Source organism: Burkholderia sp. BCC1996 (genome assembly GCF_905339955.1).
Taxonomy (GTDB): Bacteria; Pseudomonadota; Gammaproteobacteria; order Burkholderiales; family Burkholderiaceae; genus Burkholderia.
On the sequence record NZ_CAJPHM010000005.1, the window covers coordinates 395,679 to 418,951 of the forward strand.

20 protein-coding genes are annotated in these 23,273 nt (G+C 60.2%); 14 read left to right on the top strand and 6 right to left on the bottom strand.

Annotated features, from left to right (window positions below; all coding sequences use genetic code 11):
- Positions 1-27 precede the first annotated feature (27 nt).
- Positions 28-1,251 (bottom strand): ABC transporter substrate-binding protein, encoded by a 1,224-nt coding sequence (locus U4Z64_RS09950; protein WP_321819867.1) that lies wholly within the window; start codon positions 1,249-1,251, stop codon positions 28-30.
- A gap of 131 nt (positions 1,252-1,382) precedes the next feature.
- Complete coding sequence (locus U4Z64_RS09955) at positions 1,383-4,010, bottom strand: LuxR C-terminal-related transcriptional regulator (RefSeq protein WP_321819868.1); 2,628 nt, start codon at positions 4,008-4,010, stop codon at positions 1,383-1,385.
- Between the two features lie 193 nt (positions 4,011-4,203).
- Between U4Z64_RS09955 and U4Z64_RS09960 the strand changes: the two genes are divergently transcribed.
- The 9 genes from U4Z64_RS09960 (at position 4,204) to U4Z64_RS10000 (ending at position 12,987) form a co-directional block, all read left to right on the top strand.
- The gene (locus U4Z64_RS09960; RefSeq protein WP_321819869.1) at positions 4,204-4,986 is read left to right on the top strand and encodes an SDR family NAD(P)-dependent oxidoreductase; all 783 of its coding nucleotides are present in this window, start codon (positions 4,204-4,206) and stop codon (positions 4,984-4,986) included.
- A gap of 32 nt (positions 4,987-5,018) precedes the next feature.
- Positions 5,019-6,197: an acetyl-CoA C-acetyltransferase gene (locus tag U4Z64_RS09965; protein ID WP_321819870.1), complete on the top strand. Its 1,179-nt coding sequence runs from the start codon at positions 5,019-5,021 to the stop codon at positions 6,195-6,197.
- Positions 6,198-6,238: 41 nt separating this feature from the next.
- Complete coding sequence (locus U4Z64_RS09970) at positions 6,239-7,042, top strand: ABC transporter ATP-binding protein (RefSeq protein ID WP_321819871.1); 804 nt, start codon at positions 6,239-6,241, stop codon at positions 7,040-7,042.
- A complete protein-coding gene (locus U4Z64_RS09975; RefSeq protein WP_321819872.1) occupies positions 7,039-7,755 on the top strand; it encodes an ABC transporter ATP-binding protein in 717 nt (238 codons plus the stop codon). Before U4Z64_RS09970 ends, U4Z64_RS09975 begins: the two co-directional genes overlap by 4 nt.
- Positions 7,756-7,757: 2 nt before the next feature.
- Positions 7,758-8,630 carry a branched-chain amino acid ABC transporter permease gene (locus U4Z64_RS09980; RefSeq protein WP_321819873.1) on the top strand — a complete coding sequence of 291 codons (873 nt, stop codon included), beginning with the start codon at positions 7,758-7,760 and terminating at the stop codon, positions 8,628-8,630.
- A 3-nt stretch (positions 8,631-8,633) separates the two neighbouring features.
- Positions 8,634-9,650 carry a branched-chain amino acid ABC transporter permease gene (locus U4Z64_RS09985; protein ID WP_321819874.1) on the top strand — a complete coding sequence of 339 codons (1,017 nt, stop codon included), beginning with the start codon at positions 8,634-8,636 and terminating at the stop codon, positions 9,648-9,650.
- Positions 9,647-10,678 carry a phosphotransferase family protein gene (locus tag U4Z64_RS09990; protein WP_321819875.1) on the top strand — a complete coding sequence of 344 codons (1,032 nt, stop codon included), beginning with the start codon at positions 9,647-9,649 and terminating at the stop codon, positions 10,676-10,678. Before U4Z64_RS09985 ends, U4Z64_RS09990 begins: the two co-directional genes overlap by 4 nt.
- Positions 10,678-11,775 carry a CaiB/BaiF CoA-transferase family protein gene (locus U4Z64_RS09995; protein ID WP_321819876.1) on the top strand — a complete coding sequence of 366 codons (1,098 nt, stop codon included), beginning with the start codon at positions 10,678-10,680 and terminating at the stop codon, positions 11,773-11,775. The genes U4Z64_RS09990 and U4Z64_RS09995 overlap by 1 nt, the downstream gene beginning before the upstream one ends.
- 264 nt (positions 11,776-12,039) lie before the next feature.
- Positions 12,040-12,987: a proline dehydrogenase family protein gene (locus U4Z64_RS10000; RefSeq protein WP_321819877.1), complete on the top strand. Its 948-nt coding sequence runs from the start codon at positions 12,040-12,042 to the stop codon at positions 12,985-12,987.
- A gap of 751 nt (positions 12,988-13,738) precedes the next feature.
- Here the strand turns inward: U4Z64_RS10000 and U4Z64_RS10005 are convergent.
- Both U4Z64_RS10005 and U4Z64_RS10010 read right to left on the bottom strand, forming a co-directional pair.
- Positions 13,739-14,962 (bottom strand): pyridoxal phosphate-dependent aminotransferase, encoded by a 1,224-nt coding sequence (locus U4Z64_RS10005; protein WP_321819878.1) that lies wholly within the window; start codon positions 14,960-14,962, stop codon positions 13,739-13,741.
- Positions 14,955-15,749 (bottom strand): HpcH/HpaI aldolase family protein, encoded by a 795-nt coding sequence (locus tag U4Z64_RS10010; protein ID WP_193093160.1) that lies wholly within the window; start codon positions 15,747-15,749, stop codon positions 14,955-14,957. Before U4Z64_RS10010 ends, U4Z64_RS10005 begins: the two co-directional genes overlap by 8 nt.
- Before the next feature lie 174 nt (positions 15,750-15,923).
- On the opposite strand from U4Z64_RS10010, the gene U4Z64_RS10015 reads away from it, so the two are divergent.
- Positions 15,924-16,370, top strand: coding sequence for an Lrp/AsnC family transcriptional regulator (locus tag U4Z64_RS10015; protein WP_319017703.1), 447 nt, complete (start codon positions 15,924-15,926; stop codon positions 16,368-16,370).
- A gap of 139 nt (positions 16,371-16,509) precedes the next feature.
- On the opposite strand, the gene U4Z64_RS10020 is transcribed toward U4Z64_RS10015, so the two are convergent.
- Positions 16,510-17,952, bottom strand: coding sequence for an aldehyde dehydrogenase family protein (locus U4Z64_RS10020; RefSeq protein WP_321819879.1), 1,443 nt, complete (start codon positions 17,950-17,952; stop codon positions 16,510-16,512).
- A gap of 35 nt (positions 17,953-17,987) precedes the next feature.
- Positions 17,988-19,172, bottom strand: coding sequence for a fumarylacetoacetate hydrolase family protein (locus U4Z64_RS10025; RefSeq protein WP_321819880.1), 1,185 nt, complete (start codon positions 19,170-19,172; stop codon positions 17,988-17,990).
- Positions 19,173-19,300: 128 nt separating this feature from the next.
- Here U4Z64_RS10025 and U4Z64_RS10030 point away from each other — a divergent pair, with 128 nt between their 5' ends.
- The 4 genes from U4Z64_RS10030 to U4Z64_RS10045 all read left to right on the top strand — a co-directional run.
- Positions 19,301-20,050, top strand: coding sequence for an IclR family transcriptional regulator (locus tag U4Z64_RS10030; RefSeq protein WP_321819889.1), 750 nt, complete (start codon positions 19,301-19,303; stop codon positions 20,048-20,050).
- Positions 20,051-20,510: 460 nt separating this feature from the next.
- Positions 20,511-21,656 carry a branched-chain amino acid ABC transporter substrate-binding protein gene (locus U4Z64_RS10035; RefSeq protein WP_321819890.1) on the top strand — a complete coding sequence of 382 codons (1,146 nt, stop codon included), beginning with the start codon at positions 20,511-20,513 and terminating at the stop codon, positions 21,654-21,656.
- Positions 21,657-21,975: 319 nt separating this feature from the next.
- Positions 21,976-22,926 (top strand): branched-chain amino acid ABC transporter permease, encoded by a 951-nt coding sequence (locus U4Z64_RS10040; protein WP_321819881.1) that lies wholly within the window; start codon positions 21,976-21,978, stop codon positions 22,924-22,926.
- A gap of 10 nt (positions 22,927-22,936) precedes the next feature.
- On the top strand, positions 22,937-23,273 hold a 337-nt coding region (locus U4Z64_RS10045; RefSeq protein WP_415750560.1), incomplete at its 3' end, for an ABC transporter permease subunit.

The window sequence follows — 23,273 nt, forward strand, 5'->3', positions numbered from 1 at the left end:
GACGGCGCCCGCGCAACACCGGTTGCGTCACTTGCCGCTGCCGAACACGCCGGCCATGAGCTCGTAGCGTGTGCCGTTGAATTGCATCAGCTGCAGCTTCTTGATCGGATAGGCGTCCGTTGGCGACGTCTGCACGGTGATCCCGGGTTGAAGCATCGGCAGGGTCACATTCAGGCTAAGCGCCTGCTTCATCACATTCTCTCGCGTGAGGTTGTCGCCTGCCTGCTTCAAGGTTTGCACCAGCGTCTGCGCAATCGAGTAACCGAGCACGTTCAGCGTGTCCGACACGTCACCCGCCGGGTAGTACTGGTTCATGAACGCCGCGTAATCCTGATATTCCTTCGTGGTCTTCGTGGCCGGATCCGTCGGATCCCTCAGATAGGTCGCGCTGATCACGCCCTTCGACGCGCCAAAGCCAGCCGGCTTGAGAACCGTACCCACGGAGCTGGCGGAACTGACGACATACCGAGCGGGTTGCCAGCCGATTTCGGCCGCCTTCTTGATCGCCATTGCCGAGAACTTCGGCGTGGTCAGCAGAATCAGCGTATCGGCGCCCGAACCCTTCATCGACACGATCTGGCTGTCGACCGTGGGGTCGGTCGTCTCATACGTCTGGAACGACACCACCATCGACTTGGCCTTGCTGCCCAGGCCGTCGACGATGCCCTGGTAATAGTCCTTGCCGAAGTCGTCGTTCTGCATCAGGATCGCGACCTTCGCATTCGGCTGGGTTTGCAGGATGTGCTGTGCGTATGCGACGGCCTCGGCATGATTGGTGGGTTGCCAGCCGATGGTCCACGGGTTCTGCCTGACTTCGCCGAAGCGGGTGGCACCCGAGCCGACGAAGAGCTGTGGCACCTTCTTGATCGTCAGGTATTTCTGGATCGCGAGGTTGTTGGCCGTACCGAGCGGCAGGAAGATTGCCAGTACCTGATCCTGTTCGACCAGCTTGCGCGCCTGCTCGACAGTCTTGGACGGCGTATAGGCATCGTCAACCGAGATGAAATTGATCTTGCGGCCGTTGACACCGCCTTCGGCGTTGATCTTCGCGAAATAGGCGGCCGCCGATTTGCCGATCGTGCCATACGCCGATACCGGGCCCGAGTAGGGCAGGATGTTGCCGATCCTGATCTCGGTATCGGTGGCGCCGGGATCGTATTTCTTTTGCGCGTGGGCCTCGGTCGTGGCCAGCATCAGTGAAGCGGCGGCCACGCCTGCGATAAACGCTCTGCGATCGATTCGGACGGTCATAGTGTCTCCTGGGATGCAGGGTGCGGATGCCCCTGTGTTTTTTCTGCTGGTGGTCCCTTGGCATCCTAGGCGCGGTATGGCCGGCCCCCCATCGTCGGAAGCGACGAATTGCACATCCGGAGACAAGCCGGTCAGCGCACAATGCCCAGTCGGCGCGCGATTGCGACGGCTTGGGTTCGGCTGCGACTGTCGAGCTTGGTGTTGATGTTGCGAAGATGCGTGCGTACGGTGCTGTCGGAAATGAACAGCTTCTCGGCCATCGCGGTATTGGAGTAACCCTCCGCGAGCAGCTGGAGAACGCGAATCTCTTTGCGCGTAAGCGGTTCGCTAGGCCCGGATACAGCGTGGCTGGTGTCGGCTTCATCGTCGGCGCCGATCGGGCCCAGTCGGTCGGCCAGGCGCTGGACATACTCCTGCAGGATCGGGTCCTGGGCGGAATCCGCCGAACCCGATTGCATGCGATGCAGGAGCGGCGCGACGATCGGGCCTTCATCCAGCAGCAAGCGGACGAAACCCTCGCGACAGGTTTCCTGTAGAAGCGGATTCGCCCAGTTCATCGCGCGCCCCACGTCACCATGGCGGAAGAAGGCGAGCGCCAGAAACAGGCGCAGCTTGAGCGCGCGATGCTGGCGGCCGGACTGTTGGGCAACGCGCAACTGAACTTCGAGCGGTTGCACCAGCGCGCCGGGATCGCCGGCATGGAGATCGAGCCGCATCTGTGTGATGAAAGCATCGTCGACGTCCTGTGCGGGCTTCGTATCGGAGTTGAGGGCGTCCAGCGCCAGGGCTCGCGCCAATTCCTCGCGTGCTGCAACGGCATGCCCTTGCAACGTCAGCAGTCTCGAACGTTCCAGCTTCGCGCTGGCCGTGACGCGCGGCAACTGGCGCTGATGGCCCAGATATTCGAGCTCCGTCAACGTAAGCAACGCGGTGTCCACTTCTCCGCGCAGGAACGCAAGACGCGCACGCAGGCGGTGACTGGAAATCATGTGGTCTGGCAGCCCGACATCCCGGGCCAGCGGCAGGTAGACGTTCAACAGTCGTTCGGCCGCCACGAGATCGTCGGCTTCGTAAAGCGCGCCTGCATAGGGCACCCCGGCCCATGCATTGCCGTGCGCGTAGTTGTAGGCCGACGTGCTCGACGTTGCAGTGACCGCCATGCGAAAGCGGGCGGTCGCCTGTCGCAGATGACCTTCGCGCAGGTCCAGCATCCCGCCGACGGTCTCGGTGTACATGCGGTTGAAGGCGCCGTCCGCCTGGGCGTGGCGGGCGTCCTCGAGGAAGCGGTGCGCTTCCTTGCGCTCGCCGATGACCGACAGGATATGCGCCATCGCGTTGAGCAGCACGCTGTCGACGAACGCGTTGCCGGTCGGTAGTCGAGCCAGGCCGGAATGGCCGGCGTCATTGGCCTCTTCGTAGCGATCCATCATCGCCAGCAGCACCGGCAGGAGTGCGCGGACATGGGCCTGAACCTGCGGATCGTCGCTCTCCCGGCAGCCTGACTCTTCCAGCCACTTCATCGCGGTCCACGGGCCCTGGCTGAAACAGCGTGCCCATACCGCGATCACCTGCAGCCGGGGTCGCGCGCGCAGCAATTCGGGTGTGATCGTGGTAAACCAGCGGTCGAGCAGCCGCATGCGGCCTTGTTCGAGGAGCCCGTGCGCGTGGCGCTCGAGCAGTTCCAGCGCATGCGGATAGTCGCCACCGGCAATGGCGTGGTCGATCGCGGGCACGGGCCGCTGCTGCGACTCGTACCAGCCGGAGGCGGCCAGGTGCAGTCGCGCGGCATCGTCGGGGCGTTCCCGCTCAAGCTGACGGCGCAGGAAGTCCGCGAACAGGCTGTGGTACCTGAACAGATCGGGCGCGTCTTCGACCGGGATCAGAAAAACATTACCGCGGTGCAGCGACTGCAGCATGGCATCGCAATCCGCCTGCGGGAGCAACGCCTGGCAGACGGGCGCGCTGAGGTGATGCAACACGCTCGTGCGCAGCAGAAACTCCCGAACGACGGGCTCTTGCTGAGAGAACACCTCTTCGGTGAGGTAGTCGGCCACGTCGCGGTCCGATGCGGAGAGTCGCGCGACGACATCCGCGGATTGATCCGAACGTTGCAGCGCCAGCGACAGCAGCCAAAGGGCCGCTACCCAGCCTTCGGTCTTCCCGAGGACGCGGTCCAGCGTTTCCAGCGACAGTTCGGCCCCGCGCAGCCGGAAGAATTCAGCAGCCTCGGAGGGCGAGAAACGCAGCGAATCCGTTTCGAGTTCCAGGAGCAGGCCGCGCGCGCGCAGACGACCGACGCCGAGGTCGGGCAGGTTGCGCGAGCCGATGATCACTTGCCCGTTGCGCGGCAACTGCTCCAGCAGCTCTCGCACCAGGCCGAGCACGCCTCCTTCCCGGATTACCTCGAAATCGTCCAGGAACAACGCGTAGGGGGTTTGTTCCGAAACCAGTTGCGCCAGCGGATCCTGCGCGGCGGCCCCGCGCTCGAGGCCCATCTGGCCCAGCGCGGCTGACAGGCCGGCCAGAAAACGCGGCACGTCGTTGTCGGCGGCATCCAGCGTCAGCCATGCAGTCGCCACGCCGCGATCTTCGAGCGCTTCGCGGATCTGGACCATTGCCATCGTTTTGCCGAACCCGGCGGGGGCGCGCACGAGGATCAACTTGACCGCGCCGGCGTTGGCGAGTCGGCCGGCAACGCCGGCGCGCTTCACCTCGGCCGCGCGCTGCACCAACGGTGCCAGCTTGGCCAGTGAAATCATCGGCGTGGTGTGATGGGGAGGATAGGCGGACACTGGGGGCGCAGAAGTGGATCGCATACGGGGGGGTGTCGAATTGTTGCGTGTGAAGGTCCGGCGTGCACTCGTCTCTTCCGACGATGGTATCGCACCCGGTGCGTCCCTAGACTACGAATCGCAGTGGACGGATGGCCGTCCAGCAGACATTGCTCTCACTATGCAACTTGATTCTTCCATTGCTGCCGTCGTGACCGGCGGCGCTTCCGGCCTCGGGGCTGCCACGGCGCGTCGTCTGGCGGCCCGCGGTGTCAAAGTCGCCGTGTTCGATCTCAACGCCGAGCTTGGTGAAGCCCTGGCCAGCGAGATCGGCGGCATCTACTGCTCCGTGGACGTCACGTCCGACGAGCAGGTCGACGCTGCTTTCGTCAAAGCGCGTGCTGCACACGGCCAGGAACGCATCATGATCAACTGCGCCGGTATCGGCCACCCCGCGAAGACGGCGAGCCGCGACAAGACCACCGGCGCGGGTCGACATTTTCCGATGAAGGATTTCGAGCGGGTCATCCAGATCAACCTGCTCGGGACCTTTCGCTGTGCAGCAAAGTCCGCAGCAGGAATGCTCGACTTGCCGCCGGGCCCGGATGGAGAGCGCGGCGTCATCGTCAACACGGCGTCGGTCGCCGCGCAGGATGGCCAGATGGGGCAGGTGGCCTACGCTGCGTCGAAGGCTGCGATCGCAGGCATGACGCTGCCGATCGCCCGCGACCTGATGGACGACGGCATCCGTGTCAACACCATCCTCCCCGGCATCTTCGACACGCCGCTGATGCAGGCCGCGCCCGACAAGGTGAAGGACGCGCTGGCCGCATCGGTTCCGTTCCCCAAACGCTTCGGTTCGCCAACCGAGTTCGCCCAGATGGTCGAAATCACGATCACCAATGGATACCTCAACGGCGAGTGCGTCCGTCTCGATGGCGCGATTCGCATGGCGCCCCGCTGATCAATCCCTTCATTACCGCAGGAGAAGTATTCATGGCTGAAGCATATATCGTCGCCGCCCGCCGCACCGCGGGCGGCCGCCGCAATGGCCGCCTGTCGGGCTGGCATCCTGCCGACCTGGCGTCCGTCGTCCTGGACACTCTGATGGAAGACACCGGGATCGATCCGGCTGCAGTCGAGGACGTGATCATGGGCTGCGTCGGTCAGGCCGGCGAGCAGTCGATGAACATCGCCCGCAATGCGGTGCTGGCATCCACGCTGCCGGATTCGGTGCCCGCGACGTCGGTCGACCGGCAGTGCGGGTCATCGCAGCAGGCGCTGCATTTCGCGGCGCAGGCCGTGATGTCGGGCACCATGGACTGTGTGATTGCAGCCGGCGTCGAGAGCATGACGCGCGTGCCGATGTTCACGCCGAGCGAACTTCCGCGGAAGGCAGGCTTGGGCGTATACAACAGCCCGCGCATGGACGAGCGATTCCCCGGTGTCCAGTTCAGTCAGTTCTCCGGTGCCGAGATGATCGCCCGGAAGTACGAACTGACCAAGCAGCAACTCGACGCGTATTCGCTCGAGAGCCACCGGCGCGCTGCCGTGGCGACGCGGGAGGGGCGTTTCGCGCGCGAGATCATCGCGCTGGAAGCCCGTACCAAGGAAAGCGGAGCCACGGGAGATATGCATGCCGCGGACGAGGGCATCCGTTTCGATGCAACCCTCGAAGGCATCGCCGGCGTGAAACTCCTGCAGGAAGGCGGCGTCATCACCGCGGCCAATGCCAGCCAGATCTGCGATGGCGCAGCGGGTGTCCTGGTTGTCAACGAGCGCGCGCTCAAGACCTTCGGACTCGAACCCATCGCGCGCGTGCATCACATGTCGGTGATGGGCCACGATCCCGTCATCATGCTCGAGGCGCCCATTCCCGCGACCGAGCGTGCGTTGCGCAAGGCCGGCCTGAACATTCAGGACATCGATGCGTACGAGGTCAACGAAGCGTTTGCACCGGTACCGTTGGCCTGGCTGCAAGCGATTGGTGCGGATCCCGAGCGGCTGAACGTCAATGGCGGCGCGATCGCGCTGGGCCACCCGCTGGGTGCGTCGGGAACCAAATTGATGACCACGCTGATCAACGTCCTTCAACAGCGCGGCGGTCGCTACGGCCTGCAAACCATGTGCGAAGGCGGTGGCATGGCGAACGTGACGATCGTCGAACGCCTCTGATACGGCGCGCGGGCCGGGCAGGCCCACCCATGGAGACTGGGATGCAACAAAGACAAGAACGTGTGGAGGCGCCTTTGCTGACGGTGGACAGCGTGTCCGTGCGCTTCGGCGGGATCGTGGCACTGGACCGCGTCAGTTTCGATGTGCGTCGGGGTGAAGTTCGCGGCCTGATCGGTCCGAACGGCGCAGGCAAGAGCACCTTGTTCAACTGCCTGTCCCGACTCTATCGCTGCGACAGCGGCACGATCCACTTCGATGGCCATGTGTTGTCCCGAATGCCGCGACATCGCATCGCGAAGCTGGGCGTGGGTAGAACCTTCCAGAATCTGGCGTTGTTCCGGACCATGACGGTGCGCGACAACGTACTGGTCGGCGTCCATTCGCATCACCACAACGGCTTCCTTGCGGACGCGCTTCGACTGCCGGGGGCTGTCGGCACCGAGCGCGCGGCCCAGGCACGCGTGGATGAGGCATTGGAGCTCGTCGGGTTGTCGGCGTTTTCCCACCGGATCGTCGCCGACCTGCCGTTCGGAACGCAAAAGCGGGTCGAGCTGGCGCGTGCGCTTGCAAGCGAGCCGTCGTTGCTGTTGCTGGACGAGCCCGCGTGCGGCCTGAACCACGAGGAGCTGAGCGGTCTCGGCGAACTGATCCTGGACATCCGCAAGCGCCTGAACCTGACGGTATTGCTGGTGGAGCACCACATGGGGCTGATCATGGGCGTATGCGACCGGATCGTCGCGTTGAACTTCGGTCGCAAGATCGCCGACGGACGCCCCGAGGATGTGCGCAACCATCCCGACGTGATTCGGGCCTATCTCGGCGCGGAAGAAGGGGAGACAGCATGACCCGGCTCCTGGAAATCCGCGATCTGCGGGCAAGCTATAACGCGTCGGAAGTCCTGCACGGCATCGACATGAACGTGGAAGCCGGTCAGGTGACGGCCCTGCTCGGCGCGAACGGAGCCGGCAAGACGACCACGTTGCGCGCGATCTGCCGCTTCATGGCGCGTACGAGCGGCACGGTCACGTTTCGCGGGCAGCAGATCGAGAACCGTTCGACCGAACAGATCGCCGTGCTCGGCGTCGGGCATGTGCCCGATGGCCGTGGCACGTTCCTGGGGCTGACGACCAGGGAGAACCTGTATCTCGGATGCCATGCGCGCAAGGACCGGCGGGCGGTCGAGGAAGACGTGGAGCGCATGTACGACTACTTTCCCCGGTTGAAGGAGCGTCGCGCGCAGCAGGCCGGCACGCTTTCCGGTGGGGAGCAGCAAATGCTGGCGATCGCGCGTGCACTGATGGCGCGTCCCGCGTTGCTACTGCTGGACGAGCCTTCGTTCGGCCTGGCACCGATGATGGTGCGCGACATTTTCGCCATCATGCGCCGCATCCGCGACGAGCAGCAGGTTGCCATCCTGCTGGTGGAGCAGAACGCGCGGATCGCGCTGGAGCTGGCGGACACGGCCTATCTTCTCGAGTCGGGCCGCATTGTCAAGCACGGCACCAGCGAGTCGATGCGCGGCGACGACGCCGTGCGTCGCGCCTACCTCGGAGAGTGACCATGGAGTCTTTCGTTCAGCAACTGGTAACCGGCCTGTCGACCGGCGGCATCTATGCGTGCCTCGCGCTCGCGCTCGTCATGATCTATCAGGCGACGCATCAGGTGAACTTTGCGCAAGGCGAGATGGCGATGTTCTCGACCTTCATTGCATGGGCGTTGATTCAGGCAGGCGTGCCGTACTGGGGCGCGTTCTTCGTCACGATCGTGTTGTCCTTCGCGATGGGGGCGGCATTGGAGTTCATCGTAATACGGCCGTTGCACAAGGCGCCCGAACTGAGCGTCGTGGTGGTCTTCATCGGTCTCATGGTGATCTTCCATAGTATGGCAGGCTGGTTGTTCGGCAGCCAGATCAAGGCGTTCCCGAGTCCATTTCCGAAAGATGCGTGGTTCGGAAGTGCGCTGATGTCGGCGCATCAGGTCGGGACGATCTTCGTCGCGTTGTGCATCGTCGCCGCACTGTTCACCTTCTTCCGCTTTACCACGCTGGGTCTCGCCATGCGCGCCGCTGCGCAGAACCCGGGGTCGTCGCGTCTGCTGGGCATTCGTGTGGGCCGGATGCTCATGCTCGGATGGGGCCTGGCCGGCGCCATCGGCGCGGTTGCCGGAATGATGGTCGCGCCGGTGGTCTTCCTCGACCCCGGCATGATGAGCGGCGTCCTCATCTACGCGTTCGCGGGGGCGCTCATCGGAGGTATCGACAACCCGGTCGGTGCCGTGATCGGCGGGTTCCTGGTGGGCGTGCTCGAAAACCTGATCGGCACCTACGTCGTCGGCACCGAGCTCAAGCTTTCGGTGGCGCTGGTTCTTATCGTCGTCGTCCTCATCGTACGGCCCGCGGGCCTGCTGGGGCGGCGCATCGTACAACGTGTCTAAGCCATGAATCCGAAGTCCATGACCTCTCATCCTGCTCCCTTTTCGGGGCCCGCGCGCAGCCAGCGTGCCCGCTTGCCGCGAAGTCTGGCTCTGTTGGCGCTCGCGATCGTCCCGATGTTCGCCGCTCATGGGTATGTCCTGTTCCAGATCACCATGGTGCTTTCGTATGCCGTCGCACTGGTCGGACTGAACATGCTGACCGGTTACAACGGCCAGATCTCGCTGGGACACGGCGCCTTCTATGCGATCGGTGCGTACACCGTTGCCATTCTGATGGACAAGGCCTCGGTTCCTTACTGGCTTTGCATTCCTGCCGCCGGCCTGGTGTGCCTGCTGGTCGGGTACCTGTTCGGTCGACCGGCGCTGAAGTTGCAGGGCCTTTATCTGGCGCTCGCGACCTTCGCGCTCGGTGTGGTGACGCCGCAGCTGCTGAAGTACAAGTACCTGGAACCGTGGACCGGCGGCGTCGGCGGTATCGTGTTGACCAAGCCGGATGCGCCGTTCGGTCTGCCGCTCGATTCCGATCAGTATCTGTACCTCTTCGCGCTGGTCGTGGCGGCGGTGGTCTTCGTCCTGGCCCGGAACATGATCGACAGCGGCACGGGCCGTGCACTGCGTGCCATCCGCGATCACGAGCTCGCCGCCGAGTCCATGGGCATCGACAACCGGCACTACAAATCCATGACGTTCGGCGTATCCGCTGCATTTACCGGCATCGGCGGGGGGCTGTCTGCGCTTGCCGTTCAGTTCGTTTCACCGGATTCGTTCACGATGTTCCTGTCGATCTCGCTGCTGGTCGGCGTGGTCGTCGGCGGCATCGGCACGCTTTGGGGCGCGCTGTTCGGTGCCGCCTTCATCATGTTCGTGCCAAGCGTTGCCGAGACGATTTCCAAGGATGCGGCCTGGGGCATCTACGGGCTGGTATTGATCCTCTTCGTTTTCGTTCTACCAGGCGGCGTGATGGGCCTGATCACACGCGTACGTTCGCGACTGCAGCAACGAGACGGAGGGCAAGCATGAGCCACCAACCCGAGTTCGATCCGGTTGTCCTCGCCGACTATCTGCGAACCCGCATGCCGGAGCTGCGTGGCCGGATGGCGCTGCAACGCATCGGAGGCGGTCAGTCCAATCCGACGTTCTTCGTCACGTTCGAAAACGGCCCGCGCCTGGTCCTGCGCAAGCAGCCGCCGGGGGAACTGCTGAAGTCGGCGCACGCGATCGACCGGGAGTTTCGTATCCTGCGCGCGTTGCACAAGACAGACGTACCGGTACCCCATGCACTCTTGTATTGCGACGACCGGGAAATCATCGGGACGCCGTTTTATGTGATGGAGCGTCTTGAAGGTCGAGTCATGAGCAACTACGCGATGCCCGAGATTGACCCGGAACGGCGGCGCAGCTATCTGTTCGCTCTGGCCGAGACGCTGGCTCAACTGCACGCAGTCGACTGGGTCAGCGTCGGCTTGGCTGACTACGGAAAGCCGGGCAACTTCTTCGCGCGTCAAATCGATCGGTGGACGCGCCAGTGGCAGGCGTCCAGGACTGGTGACAATCCGGATATCGAACGCCTGATTGAATGGCTGCCGAGCCATATTCCGCCGGGCGACGAAACGACGATTGCCCATGGTGACTTCCGCCTCGGCAACGTGATGTTTCACCCCACTGAGCCGCGCGTGATCGCGGTGCTGGACTGGGAACTCTCGACACTGGGCCATCCGTTGGCGGACGCCGCGTACAGCAGCTTGCCGTGGCTGACCGAGCCGGACGTGTTCGAAGGCGTCAAGGGCCTCGATCTGCAGGCATTGCAACTGCCCGCTCAGCAGGAATACCTTGCAGCCTACCTGGCCGCCAGTGGCCGAGCGAACGCGGTTCGGCCCTTCCATCACGCGTTTTCTCTTTTCCGCTTCGCCGTGATCCTGGAGGGAATCACGGCACGAGCGAAGGCCGGCAACGCCGTCGCCGACGACGCCGTGGCGGTCGGTAGCCTGTCGTCTCGCTTTGCGCGTTATGCGGTGGAATTGATTGCGATCGATAAGGGAGAACAATGATGGCCGGACCGCTGGCAGGATTGAAGGTCGTGGAATTCGCGGGGATCGGCCCGGGCCCTTTCTGCGCGATGGTATTGGGGGACCTGGGTGCCGACGTGGTGCGCATCGCACGGCCGGGCCAGTCACCGGATGCGCGTGACGTGACGACCCGCAACCGACGCACGGTGCAACTGGACCTGCGTGCCGATGGCGCGCGGGAACAGGTCATGTCGTTGATCGGTGCGGCCGATTGCCTGATCGAGGGATTCCGTCCCGGCGTAATGGAGCGGTTGGGCCTGGGGCCGCAAGACTGCCTCGAGGTCAACCCGAGGCTGGTCTATGGCCGGATGACGGGATGGGGGCAACACGGGCCGCTGTCGCAGGCCGCGGGGCATGACATCAATTACATCGCCATCTCCGGTGCGCTGAACGCGATCGGCCGGCCTGACGAGGCACCGCCGCCGCCGTTGAATTACGTCGGAGATTTCGGTGGAGGGGGCATGCTGTTGGCCGTCGGCCTGCTGGCGGCATTGCTGGAGGCGAAGAACTCGGGTCACGGTCAGGTCGTCGACGCGGCGATGACGGATGGTACGGCTCTGTTGTCAGCTTTCCTGTATGGACTCAGGGCCATGGGGCAATGGGGTAACCAGCGCGGTGAAAACCTGCTCGACGGGGGCGCTCATTTCTATGACACGTATGCATGTGCCGACGGCAAGTTCATCGCGATCGGTGCGATCGAGCCGCAGTTCTACGCAGAATTGCGCGAACTATGCGGACTCGATGATCCGTTGTTCGACGAGCAACTCGATGTCGCACGATGGCCGCTGTTGAAGCTGCGCCTGGCAAACGTGTTCCGGACGCGTACTCGACAAGAATGGTGTGACCTTCTCGAGGGCACCGATGCCTGCTTTGCGCCGGTGCTGGATTGGGATGAAGCGTTGCAGCATCCTCACAACGTTGCCCGGGAGACCTATCTGACTGTGGAAGGTGTGGCACAGCCGGCACCGGCGCCGCGCTTCTCGAGGTCCGCCAACGCGGTACCTCAGCCGACACGGTCCATGTCGATACAAGAGGCATTAGCAACCTGGAGCGTCGACGCGTCGCCGAGTGCGACGTGACCGATGCAGTGCATGAAGCGGCCAGACGGCGATGGTGAGATAGGGATCTCTTGATTTCCGTTCCTTGCGGTGCCTTTCGCCTCTCGTCTTTTTGAGAGGCGGTTTTTTATAAACGGTTCTGGAGTGCGACTGTTTAACGTGGTCGACCGGTCTGATGTGTTGGCCGAGTGGAATCGGCCGTGCGATGCATATGATATCGCTGCAGCCGTTCTACCAGATCGGTGGTCCGGCGCCGATTTATGCCGTAGTCATTGGATGAGCGCGATGCATTTCCTCAGCACGATTGCTGCGTGTATGCGCCAACTCCTGCCCGATCTAGTCGTGGCCGGAATGTCGCGTTGCCTCTTTGCGGGTGAGACCCTTGAGGATGCGGTCAGGTGTGTTCGTTTCCTTAATGCCGAAGGTTTTTCCGCGACGCTGGACTACCTTGGTGATGCCCCGGTGCGGGGGGATGAGGCTCGCACGATGGCCGAACCCTACATGGATTTGATCGACGCTATCGAGCGAAATAATCTGGACGCGGAAGCCGCGATCAAGGTGTCAGGTCTCGGTGCAACGGGAAAAGAATGCAGATCGATAGAGCGGGTTGAATCCATCATCGCATGGGCAGGCCGCGGTAACGTCGTCGTACGGATCGACATGGAAGACATACGGCTTGCTCACGGGGGACTCGATGCCACGGAGCAATGGCCGGGTAAGTACCGAAATGTAAGCTTCGCATTGCGTGCAGGCGTTCCTCACACGTATTCCGTCCTCGCTTCCTTTGCGAGGCAACGGTCCGCCGCAGGAATAAACAACGTCATGCACCAGGAAACTCCCGTCCGCCTTGTTGCGGGTACGGTTGGCAGTCGGGACGAGATTTCATCATATTTTTTGCATCATGTTGAGCGTTGCTTCGAAGCGGATCTGTTCGTCACGATTGCGACCCACGACGAAAATTTGATCGATCAAGTTGTCGCGCGTAGTTTGCGATGCGGCGTCGAGCGAGGTCGCTTCGAGTTCCAGGTGGCGCTTGGCATGCGTGAAGAGGTGCGGGGCAGGCTAAGGCAAATGGGATTTCGTGTGCGAGTCTACGTGCCATTTGGCAAGAATCGGAATGGCTACAGCAATCGAATTCTCAACGAGTACCCTGACGCCATCTGGCGTGGGATTGGATCCCTGTTTCTTAACCCGGCGCGTGTCGAACACAACCGACGATCGGTGCGTCAATGATTCGTGCGGTGAACGTCGCTTCTCGAACTGAACGGTCAATCGCGTTCCACACTGGTCGAGCAGAAGACGGTCGTGCAGGTGGGCAATGATTGTCACGGCCTGCAGCGCGCCGATCTGGCCAATCCGTTCAATATCGCCCCCGTTACTATCTTCACGCCCCGATAATCGGGGCGTGAAGATAGTAACGGGGGGCAGCTTGCTCATGTCACAGTAGGCGACAGCCCCGAAGCACGCCTTGATCGTCACGATGACGTTAAGCGAAGGGACGAGTCGATATCGAGCATGTTTAACAATGTCCGCACGCTCCGCTCCATTCAAGCTCAGGGACACAAGGACCTCGGAGCCAAGTCATGAAGTTGGTTCCGTCCGCTCTGAGTGCTTCTGCCGTGTAAGCCATAGATGCGACACTAGTACGACGCCGGCGTATGCGAATAGTGTCAACAACGCTACAACGATTCGCCAGCGCGGCAGACACACTATCCCGAAAAGAAGGGAACATGAGCCTAACGTCGAGACTGTCAGAGAAAGCGACGTCACGAATACGAGAAAAGGCGATTTTAGTGCCAAACTCTTAGGGGCCTTCAGGCGAATTTCACGGATAATCCATTCCCCCACTGTGCAATAGCTCGATCGATTTTTTCGATGCATCGTCAGCGGTAACATCGCGCAGGCTATGATGCCGACATGGGCTAACGAGCATATTCGTAAAGCCCTCTGTCGGTTTAATCAAAATTGATAACTGGCGGGGAGATTACGCCGCGGTGGTGATCGAGGCCGTACCAGCCACCCCGTATCGTGCGAGGTAGTCCTTTAGGCGAGCGATGCCCTCGTCCAACCGCTCGTCGCTACTTGCGAAGCACCAGCGGAGGAATCCTTCCCCTTCGGGACCAAACGCGATACCGGGCGCGAGTCCGAGTTTGCCCCTCGACACGAGCTCTTTGGCGAAGGTGAGGCTGTCCTGCAGCCCCTCGACTTTGAAGAACGTGTACATAGCACCGCTCGCTGGGGGCGCGGACAACACGCCGGGAATCGCTGCGAGTCCGGCAGCAAGCCGATCGCGGGCTCGCTTCAGGCGTTCGACATCACTCTTGATTTCGTCTTCGCCGTGCACGAGCGCATGAATTGCGCCTCGTTGCACAAATGCGGGGGCGCAGGTGCTGTTGTATTCGATCAGCTTCCCGATATCCGCAAGCAGCTGGTGGGGCATAACAATCCAGCCCGCACGCCACCCGGTCATTCTCCATGTCTTTGAGAATGAGTTGCAGCTGATAACTCGATCTTCCTGGTGTGCGAAATCGAGGAACGTGGGCGCGACTTTCCCTTCGAAGTAATAGCGCTCATAGACGTCGTCGGAGATAATCCAGATACCATGCTTCCGACAATGATTGAGCACCAGCTCACGTTCCTGGCGCGACATCACCCATCCGGTCGGATTGTTCGGCGAATTGATCAGCAATGCCCTTGTGCCTGGACGCAGCGCGTCGATCAGTTTGTTCATATCGAGCTGCCACCCCTGCTCGGTGAACTCGAGGCTCACGTTCGTGACAGATGCGCCTAGAACCTTCGGCATCTCGACGAGATTAGGCCAAATCGGCGTCACCGCCACGACAGTGTCGCCATAGCCGACAATCGATTGCACGGCAATCATCAACGACGTTACGCCACCGCTCGTCACAGCGATGTTCTCAACAGATCTTGTCGAGTGAAGATCACTAACATACTGTGCCAATTGCTCCCGCAATGCAGGTAACCCCAGCGTCTGGACGTAGAGTGTCTCTGCATCGTTGATGCTTTTGATCGCTGCGGCGCGAATTCCTGCCGAAGTGGGCACATCAGGTTCACCGAACCAGAATGGTAGAACTTCGGGCTTGCCCATTGCTGCGTTGGCGACTTCCCGAATCTTCGACGAACGAAGTTCAGTCACTGCGCTACGTGCTACAGGCGCAAACGTTGTATTGCTTTCAACTTCATGCATTGCGAAATTCCTCAAATGATTTAATGGCGCTCGTAGCTCCACGGGTGAGCCACGCCACGTCCGAGTGGAGTGCGATGACCGAAATTCCTCGCCCACGATAGAACGCGGCTTCCTCCACGTCTGCCGCAAAGATTCCGGCTGGTTTGCCGGCGTGCTCACAGGCACGCAATACCCGGTCGATTGCTTGAAGGAGCACGGGTGACCTGCCTTTTCCGATTTGCCCAAGGCTTGCACTGAGGTCAGCTGGCCCGATGAACAGACAATCGACGCCTTCGACTTGTGATATCTCTTCAACGTTTTCGACTGCAGTAACGGACTCAATCTGAACCACTGCACAAGCTTTCGCATTTGCGGCAGGCACGTATGCCGGATCCATGCCGAACTTTCCACCACGAACGAGGCCTGCTACGCCGCGGGTCCCACCGTTTGCGCCGTCGGGAAACCGCGTCGACGCCACTGCGCGCCTTGCTTGCTCGACTGTATCGATTGTTGGAAAAAAGATCGTTTGCGCGCCGCAATCCATCACCCGCTTCACGAGAACGGGATCGTTCCAGGCGACTCGGACGGCGACGTCCGGCGATGCACCGTGAGCGCGTGCCGCGTCGATCGCTCTGAGTTGTTCCGCAACGTCTTTTGTGTCGTTGGGCGCATGCTCCGTGTCGATGAGCAACCAATCGAATCCGACATGTGCAAGCGCCTCGGCCGCAGCGGCACTAGCCAGTGTTAGCCAGCAGCCAAGCAACGTAGGATGAGTCCGAGCGCTTGGGTCGTTCCAATTGTCTTTCACGAGATGTCTCCTTCGATTAGCGGCTCCACAACCGATGAAGGAAATATTAGTTCTAACAAAGCGCGAAGTTTTTCCAAATTTACGCAGGCGGTGGACTATAATTGAAATGAATGTTCCAACATTTTTGGGGGTACGATGAGGGCGAGAGAACCGTCTTCGGGGGTCAAGCTTGATGTGCTTGATCTGAAGATCATTCGTGCACTGCAGAACGATGCACGACTGTCGAGTGCAGAATTGGCGGATAAGGTCGCACTTACTGCGTCACCGTGCTGGCGACGCGTGAAGCAGCTTGAGGAGGCAGGAGTTATCGCGGGATATCACGCGAAAATTAGCGCGGAACGCATGGGTTACGCGGTAAAGGCCTTTGTGTTTGTATCGCTTGAGCGGGTCGACAGCACGCGATTGGACGAATTTCAAAACGTCGTGCGATCGCTCCCCGAAATTTTGTCGTGCCATCGGGTCTCGGGGCGCTTTGACTACCAAATGTTGGTCGTGGCAGAGGATCTCGGAAGCTTCGGCGCCTACGCTAAGGACTACATCAATAGCTTGCCACATGTTAAGGATGTCTACACGTCGTTTGTTCTCGAAGAAATTAAGTCGGAGGTGGCGCCGCCGGCGTGACGATCTTGTGAGGAGCGGTCTACTTATTGCGCCTTGCCGCCGATGTATTTCAGCTCGAAGGGAAGACGTAACAACGGGCCGGCTGCCTGTGCAGCCGGCCCGTTGGGCTTTGTGCTCAAAGTATCGGTGCTTTGAATTCTTACAGTGCACCCGAGCTGATATATGCCGTCTTCACGGAAGTGTAGAACTCGCGCGCGTAGCTTCCTTGTTCTCGCGGCCCGTAGCTCGAGCCTTTTCGCCCGCCAAAGGGAACGTGGTAGTCAACGCCTGCCGTAGCCGCGTTGACCATCACCATACCGGCCTGAGCATGGCGTTTGAAATGACTGGCATACCGTAGTGAGGTAGTACAAATACCAGCAGATAGGCCAAAACGCGAGTCGTTCGCGACCTCAAGTGCTTCTTCGTAGTCCTTGACCTTGATCACCGATGCGACCGGACCAAAAACCTCTTCGCGGTTGATTGTCATCTCACGTGTGGTGTTGGTTACGAGCGCGGGCGCGAGGAAGAAGCCACGAGTCGACGAGTCGACACGGTTTCCTCCATGCACAAAACCACCTTCCTCGCGTGCAATCGCGATATAGCGTTCGTCTTGTGCCAGCTGCGAGGCGTCGACCACCGGACCGATCTGCGTTGCTGACTCCAGCGCATCGCCGACCTTGAGGGCGTTCATGCGTTCCAGCATCGCTTGAACGAAACGATCGTGGATGCCCGCCGTCACGATCAACCGGCTTGACGCGGTGCAACGTTGCCCGGTCGAGTAAAAAGACCCGTTGATACACGCTTCAACTGCCACATCAAGATCAGCGTCATCAAGGACCACCATCGGATTCTTTCCGCCCATCTCAAGCTGGACCTTCTTTCCCGTAGCAACGCATTTAGCAGCAATCGCTTGGCCGGTGGAGACGGACCCGGTGAAGCTTATAGCATCGACGTCAGGTGAGCCAACGAGCGCCTCGCCAACCACGGAACCGCGACCCATCACGAGATTGATAACGCCAGCTGGAGCACCTGCTTCGGCGATGATCTTGACCAGTTCCCATACGCTCGCTGGAACCAGTTCAGCGGGTTTGATGACGACGCAGTTGCCGTAAGCGAGCGCCGGTGCGATCTTCCATGCAGGTATTGCAATCGGGAAATTCCATGGGGTGATCAGTCCGATTACACCAAGTGGCTCCCGTGTCACTTCTACGGTCAGGCCCGGGCGCACGGAGGGGACAATTTCCCCGCCGATTCGGAGCGCTTCGCCGGCAAAGAATTTGAAGATTTGGCCGGCGCGGGCAACTTCCCCAATTGCCTCCTGCAGCGTTTTACCCTCTTCGCGCGCGAGCAACTTGCCGAGTTCATCCTTGCGCGAAAGGATGGTTGTGCCAACTTGGTCGAGGAGATCGAATCGTCGCTGAGGCGTGCTGAGTGACCACGTCCGAAACGCGGATCGCGCAGCGGCTACAGCTGCCACAGTTTGCTCCTCGCTGGCGCGGGCAAATTCACCGATTATGTCGTCAAGATTGGACGGATTCACGTTTTGAGCGAAGTCGTGTCCGTCCAGCCATTCACCGCCAATGAAATTGTTGAACTGAGTCATGTAAATTCCGTTCGGTCTTTGATCCATACACCTGTTTACGCGGCCGTTACGAGGCCCCGCTGGGCCAGATTGGCGTACAACGCACGCACGCCAAAGCTCCACGGCGCGATCTCGGTTGAAAGCTGAACCGTATTGACGATAGCGCCAAGAGGCGGGGCACTAATAGTGACCTGATCGCCGAGATGATGTGTAAAGCCGCCACCCACTGCGTCGCGATCCTTGATTGGCGAGAACATCGTGCCGAGGAAAAGCATGAATCCATCCGGATACTGGTGATAGCGACCCCATACTTGAGATACGAGGTCGAGCGGGTCGCGGCTAATCTCAGACATATGGCTGATGCCCTCGAGCGAGAAATCATCGTCGACGCCATCGACACGAAGGGAGACGCTGGTCCCCCGGATGGTGTTCATGGTGAACTCGTCGTCGAACAGTCGGATAAAGGGCCCGATAGCGCACGATCCGTTGTTGTCTTTGCACTTGCCGAGAAGGAGCGCCGATCGACCTTCGATGTCGCGAAGGTTTACATCGTTACCGAGGGTCGCTCCGACGACTTTCCCTTTGCTATTCACTGCCAAGACAATCTCCGGTTCCGGATTGTTCCACTTCGAGGCCGGGTGGAGACCGATTTGCGAACCGAAGCCGACTGCAGACATCGGCTGTGATTTAGAAAATACTTCCGCGTCCGGGCCGATACCGACCTCCATGTATTGCGACCAGGCGCCACGACGTTGCAGCTCTTCCTTCAGTTTGACCGATGCTTCCGACCCCGGTTGTATCTTCGAGAGGTCCGTGCCGATGAATTTCGTAATGGCATTCCTAACCTCCACTGCCTTTGATGGATCGCCCCCCGCCTGTTCTTCAATAACCCGCTCAAGCAGACTCACAGCGAACGTGACGCCACATGCTTTGATCGCCTGCAGATCGCAAGGAGCAAGCAGCCGCGGCTGGCTCGAATCGTCCTCGCTGGTGAGGCTGTGCTCGATAAGCTCGTTTACGTGACCCAGGGATTCACCGTCGACCTGGCGTGCGAATTCGACCAGATCGTCCCGCTCGAGAAGGTCGGACACCGTCGGAGTCACGCGGGTAATGTCGAATACACGACCCTCCCTCACAAGGACCACGCTCGGGCCCGAGGCTTCTGGGGATTCAATCCAGACGCGTCCGATGAGGAGTGAACGGTCAAGATCGCTCGGGAGATAGGTAGCTGCAACAGACATGGTCGACGTCCCATAAAAAAATGATGGGGAAATCGTAGAGTAGGAAGTCAAAGGCGTCCAACATAGCAACCTGGATTCCAACAGGCTGGAATAAAATGGAACGTCGACTGCTTCCTTCTTATCTCCATATGAAAGACGAATATGACGTCCCTGCATTGAAGCGGGCGCACGATGTGTTGAGTATTCTGTCGACCTCCATGCGACCGGTTAAAGCCCCAGTGCTTGCCGAGATGACGGGGATGTCGCGAAGTACGCTGTACCTGTTGTTGGATGCGCTCGAGCGTCGAAAGTGGATTGAGAGGCGCGTGGACGGCTACATCATCGGGCTGACCCTGTTCGAATTTGGGAACGCATATGTCCGTCACGATAGCCTACTTGCTGCGTTTCGACGCGAGTCCGCCGCGTTTGTACTGCGGCACAATGAAGTCGTGCAATTGGCCGTGCTCGACGGTGCACACGTCGTCTATATCGCACGTGAGGACGCTCCACGCCCGGTCCGCCTTGTCTCTGACCTAGGATCGCGATTGCCTGTGCATTGCTGCGCGTTGGGGAAGGCGCTGCTTGCGGGACTCGACGACGAGACCGTCACTAGCTTGCTGCCAGCAAGGCTTGAAGGTTTAACGGAACACACGCAAACGCATCGATCGAAATTGCTTATCGAGTTGGATGCGATCCGACGCACGGGGATTGCAACCGAGCGAGAAGAAGCCGTTCTCGGACTTATGTGTTTCGCCGCCTTCGTCGGCATCACCCCGTTGGGCAAGCGCGTTGCGGTGAGTTGTAGTGCTCCACTTGGTCGGCTATCAGCTAAGTTGGAGAAGCAGATACGGGTCGGTGTGGTAACCATGGCGCAGCGCATTGGTCGTGTTCTTACATGATCTCGGATTTAGTTGGTTTGCCAACTCTTGGGCGGGATGCCAGAAAAATTGACACGCCAAAAGCGGTGAACATTCTGTCGCTTCGATTCCAGTGGTCCCAGAACGTGCAACTCGAAGATGCTTCAACGACATCTGCCTAGTGGAAACCCGGGCTTGCGAAAACGTATAAAGCTAGACTCGACCTTGGGCGGGATAGCGGTTACATCGATACCAGAGTGGCCGACGCAATGATCATTGCGCTCATGTCGTGTTCGTCACCCAAGCGTTCTACAAAATCCTGATCACGGCCGTGAGATCGGAACGAAACAGATTAATTGGCTGGCTATAGTTCCCCGCCGCGCTCGATGGTTTTCGGGTGCTTAGCTCGTCCGGATACGACTTCTGCGACGTGTGGTTTCTATTGCTAACAATGTCGGTGCGCACCATACCGATCAACTTACATGTTTGGGATGCAATCATGATGATGTCCAAGAAGAGAACATTCGTGCCGGTGATGGTTATGGCATCGATCGGCGCCTCGTCACTTGCTTCGGCTGCAAGTACTGAGACAGTCAAGATCGGCGCTGCACTTGCGCTGACGGGCGGACTCGCGCATCTCGGAAAGGATTCTGAGAGCGGTGCGCGACTCGCGGTGGAGGAGACGAATGCCAAAGGATTGACCATTAACGGCAAAAACGTCGTGTTGGTGCTCGATTCCCAAGACGACGGCGGTGACCCTAGAACCGCAACCCAAGTGGCTCAGAAGCTCGCCGACGACAAAGTTATTGCAGTCGTGGGGCATCAAACTTCCGGGACGTCTATCCCTGCGTCCAAAATCTACTCCGACGCAGGTATCGTACAGATCTCGCCGGCGGCAACCAATCCGCTCTATACCCAGCAGGGTTTCAAGACAACCTATCGCCTGATGGCGACGGACGCTCAACAAGGGCCGGCGCTCGCTACATTCGCTGCAAAGCAACTCGGTGCAAAGACGGTCGCTGTCGTCGACGATGCGACTGCATACGGTCAGGGCTTAGCGGATCAATTCGCAAAAGGCGCGTCCCAACAGGGAATGAAGGTCATTTCTCGTGATTCGAGTACAGATAAGACCATTGACTTCAAAGGTATTCTCACGAAGATCAAGGGCGAGAATCCTGACGTCATTATGTACGGGGGTACTGACGCGGCGGGGTCGCAGTTGGTGAAGCAAGCGTTCCAGCTGGGGTTGCGGGCTAAGATTCTTGGCGGAGACGGGATGTGCACCGAGAAATCCGCGGCGTTGACAGGCGTTGCGTCCAAGAATTTGATTTGTTCGGAAGCGAGCGTGCCGCTCGAGAAGATGCCAGGCGGACCCGGATTCGCAAAGCGCTTTGCAGCGCGATTCAATCAACCGATCCAGGGGTATGCACCATTCGGCTACGATGCGGTCAACGTGATCGTCGATGCGATGAAGCGCGCCAACTCAACGGATCCGGCTAAGGTTCTCGCTGCGCTTCCTGCCACGCAAGTCAAAGGTGTGATCGGCCCCATTTCGTTCCAGCCCAACGGCGATCTCAACAATACGGGCATCTCGGTGTATCAGTTCGTCGACGGGAAGAAGGGTTTGTTGAGCACTGTTAAGCAGTAAACATCAAAAGGGTTTATACGCGCTATCGGACGCAGTCGGCATCACTCGATGCTGACTGCAAGCGTTCTCATTCGAAATGGATTGAAACGCGTACGACGTGCTGATGCACGATGCGTATGGATTTGTCATAGGCGATGGCACAGAGTTGCATCGTGGTGTCGGTCCTTAAGTGGAGCGGTGTTGGAGTATTTCATCGCAGCTTCGCATATTCCGAGTGGCGAAGGTCAGCCACGATTTTTCGTCACTATGTTTCGCCAAAGCTCGTCGGTGTATGAAGGCCCGTCGTGCGGGGCGGATTGCGAAAGCTAAGGAGTTTTATATGGACATCTTCGTCCAGCAGATTCTCAACGGGCTGGTGCTCGGTAGTGTGTACGCCATCATCGCGTTGGGTTACACGATGGTGTACGGCATTCTCGGCATCATCAACTTCGCCCATGCGGACGTATTGATGATCGGCGCGATGGTAGCGTTATCGGCGATCACCGTGCTTCAGAATCATTTCCCCGGACTCGGCAACGTCGCGACACTGACGATCGGCCTGGGCATCGCGGCGATCGTCTGCGCGTGCGTGGGCTACACGATCGAGCGGGTCGCGTACCGGCCGCTGCGCCGCGCGCCGCGTCTCGCGCCGCTGATCACCGCGATCGGCGTGTCGATCCTGCTGCAGACGGCTGCGATGATCATCTGGTCGCGCAACCCGCTGCCGTTCCCGCAATTGCTGCCGACCGATCCGATCAACGTGATCAAGGCGACCGACACGATGCCCGGCGCCGTGATCTCGCTGACCGAAATTGTGATCATCGCGGTGGCGTTCATCGTGATGGGCGGCCTCTTGCTGCTCGTGCACAAGACCAAGCTCGGCCGCGCGATGCGCGCGATTGCGGAGAACCCCAATAACGCGAGCCTGATGGGTGTGAACCCGAACTTCGTGATCTCGGCGACGTTCATGATCGGCTCAGCGCTTGCGGCACTTGCGGGTGTCATGGTGGCGTCGGAATACGGCAACGTGCATTTCTACATGGGCTTCATCCCGGGTCTCAAGGCATTCACGGCAGCAGTGCTTGGTGGGATCGGCAACCTCGGTGGCGCGATGGTAGGGGGCATGGTGCTCGGCCTGATCGAGCAGCTCGGCGCGGGCTATATCGGCAACCTCACGGGCGGCCTCTTCGGCAGCAACTACCAGGACGTGTTCGCATTCATCGTGCTGATCATCGTGCTGGTGTTCCGTCCGTCGGGTCTGCTCGGCGAGCGTGTGGCCGATCGCGCATAAGGAGAATTAGATGAATTCCACCCAACAGATTGAATCTTCGCTGACTCTCGTCGAAGAGCGCAATACCGCCAAGACCGTCGTCATCGGCATCCTGACCGCGGCCTTCGTGATCGCGGCGCCGATCGTCATCGGCTCGGCAGGCGGCAACTACTGGGTCCGCGTGCTCGACTTCGCGATGCTGTACGTGATGCTCGCGCTCGGCCTGAACGTCGTGGTCGGCTTCGCCGGCCTGCTTGACCTTGGCTACATCGCGTTCTACGCGGTGGGCGCGTACACGGCGGCACTGCTGAGCTCGCCGCACCTGAGCTCGCAGTTCGAGTGGATCGCGGCGCTCGCGCCCGGCGGGT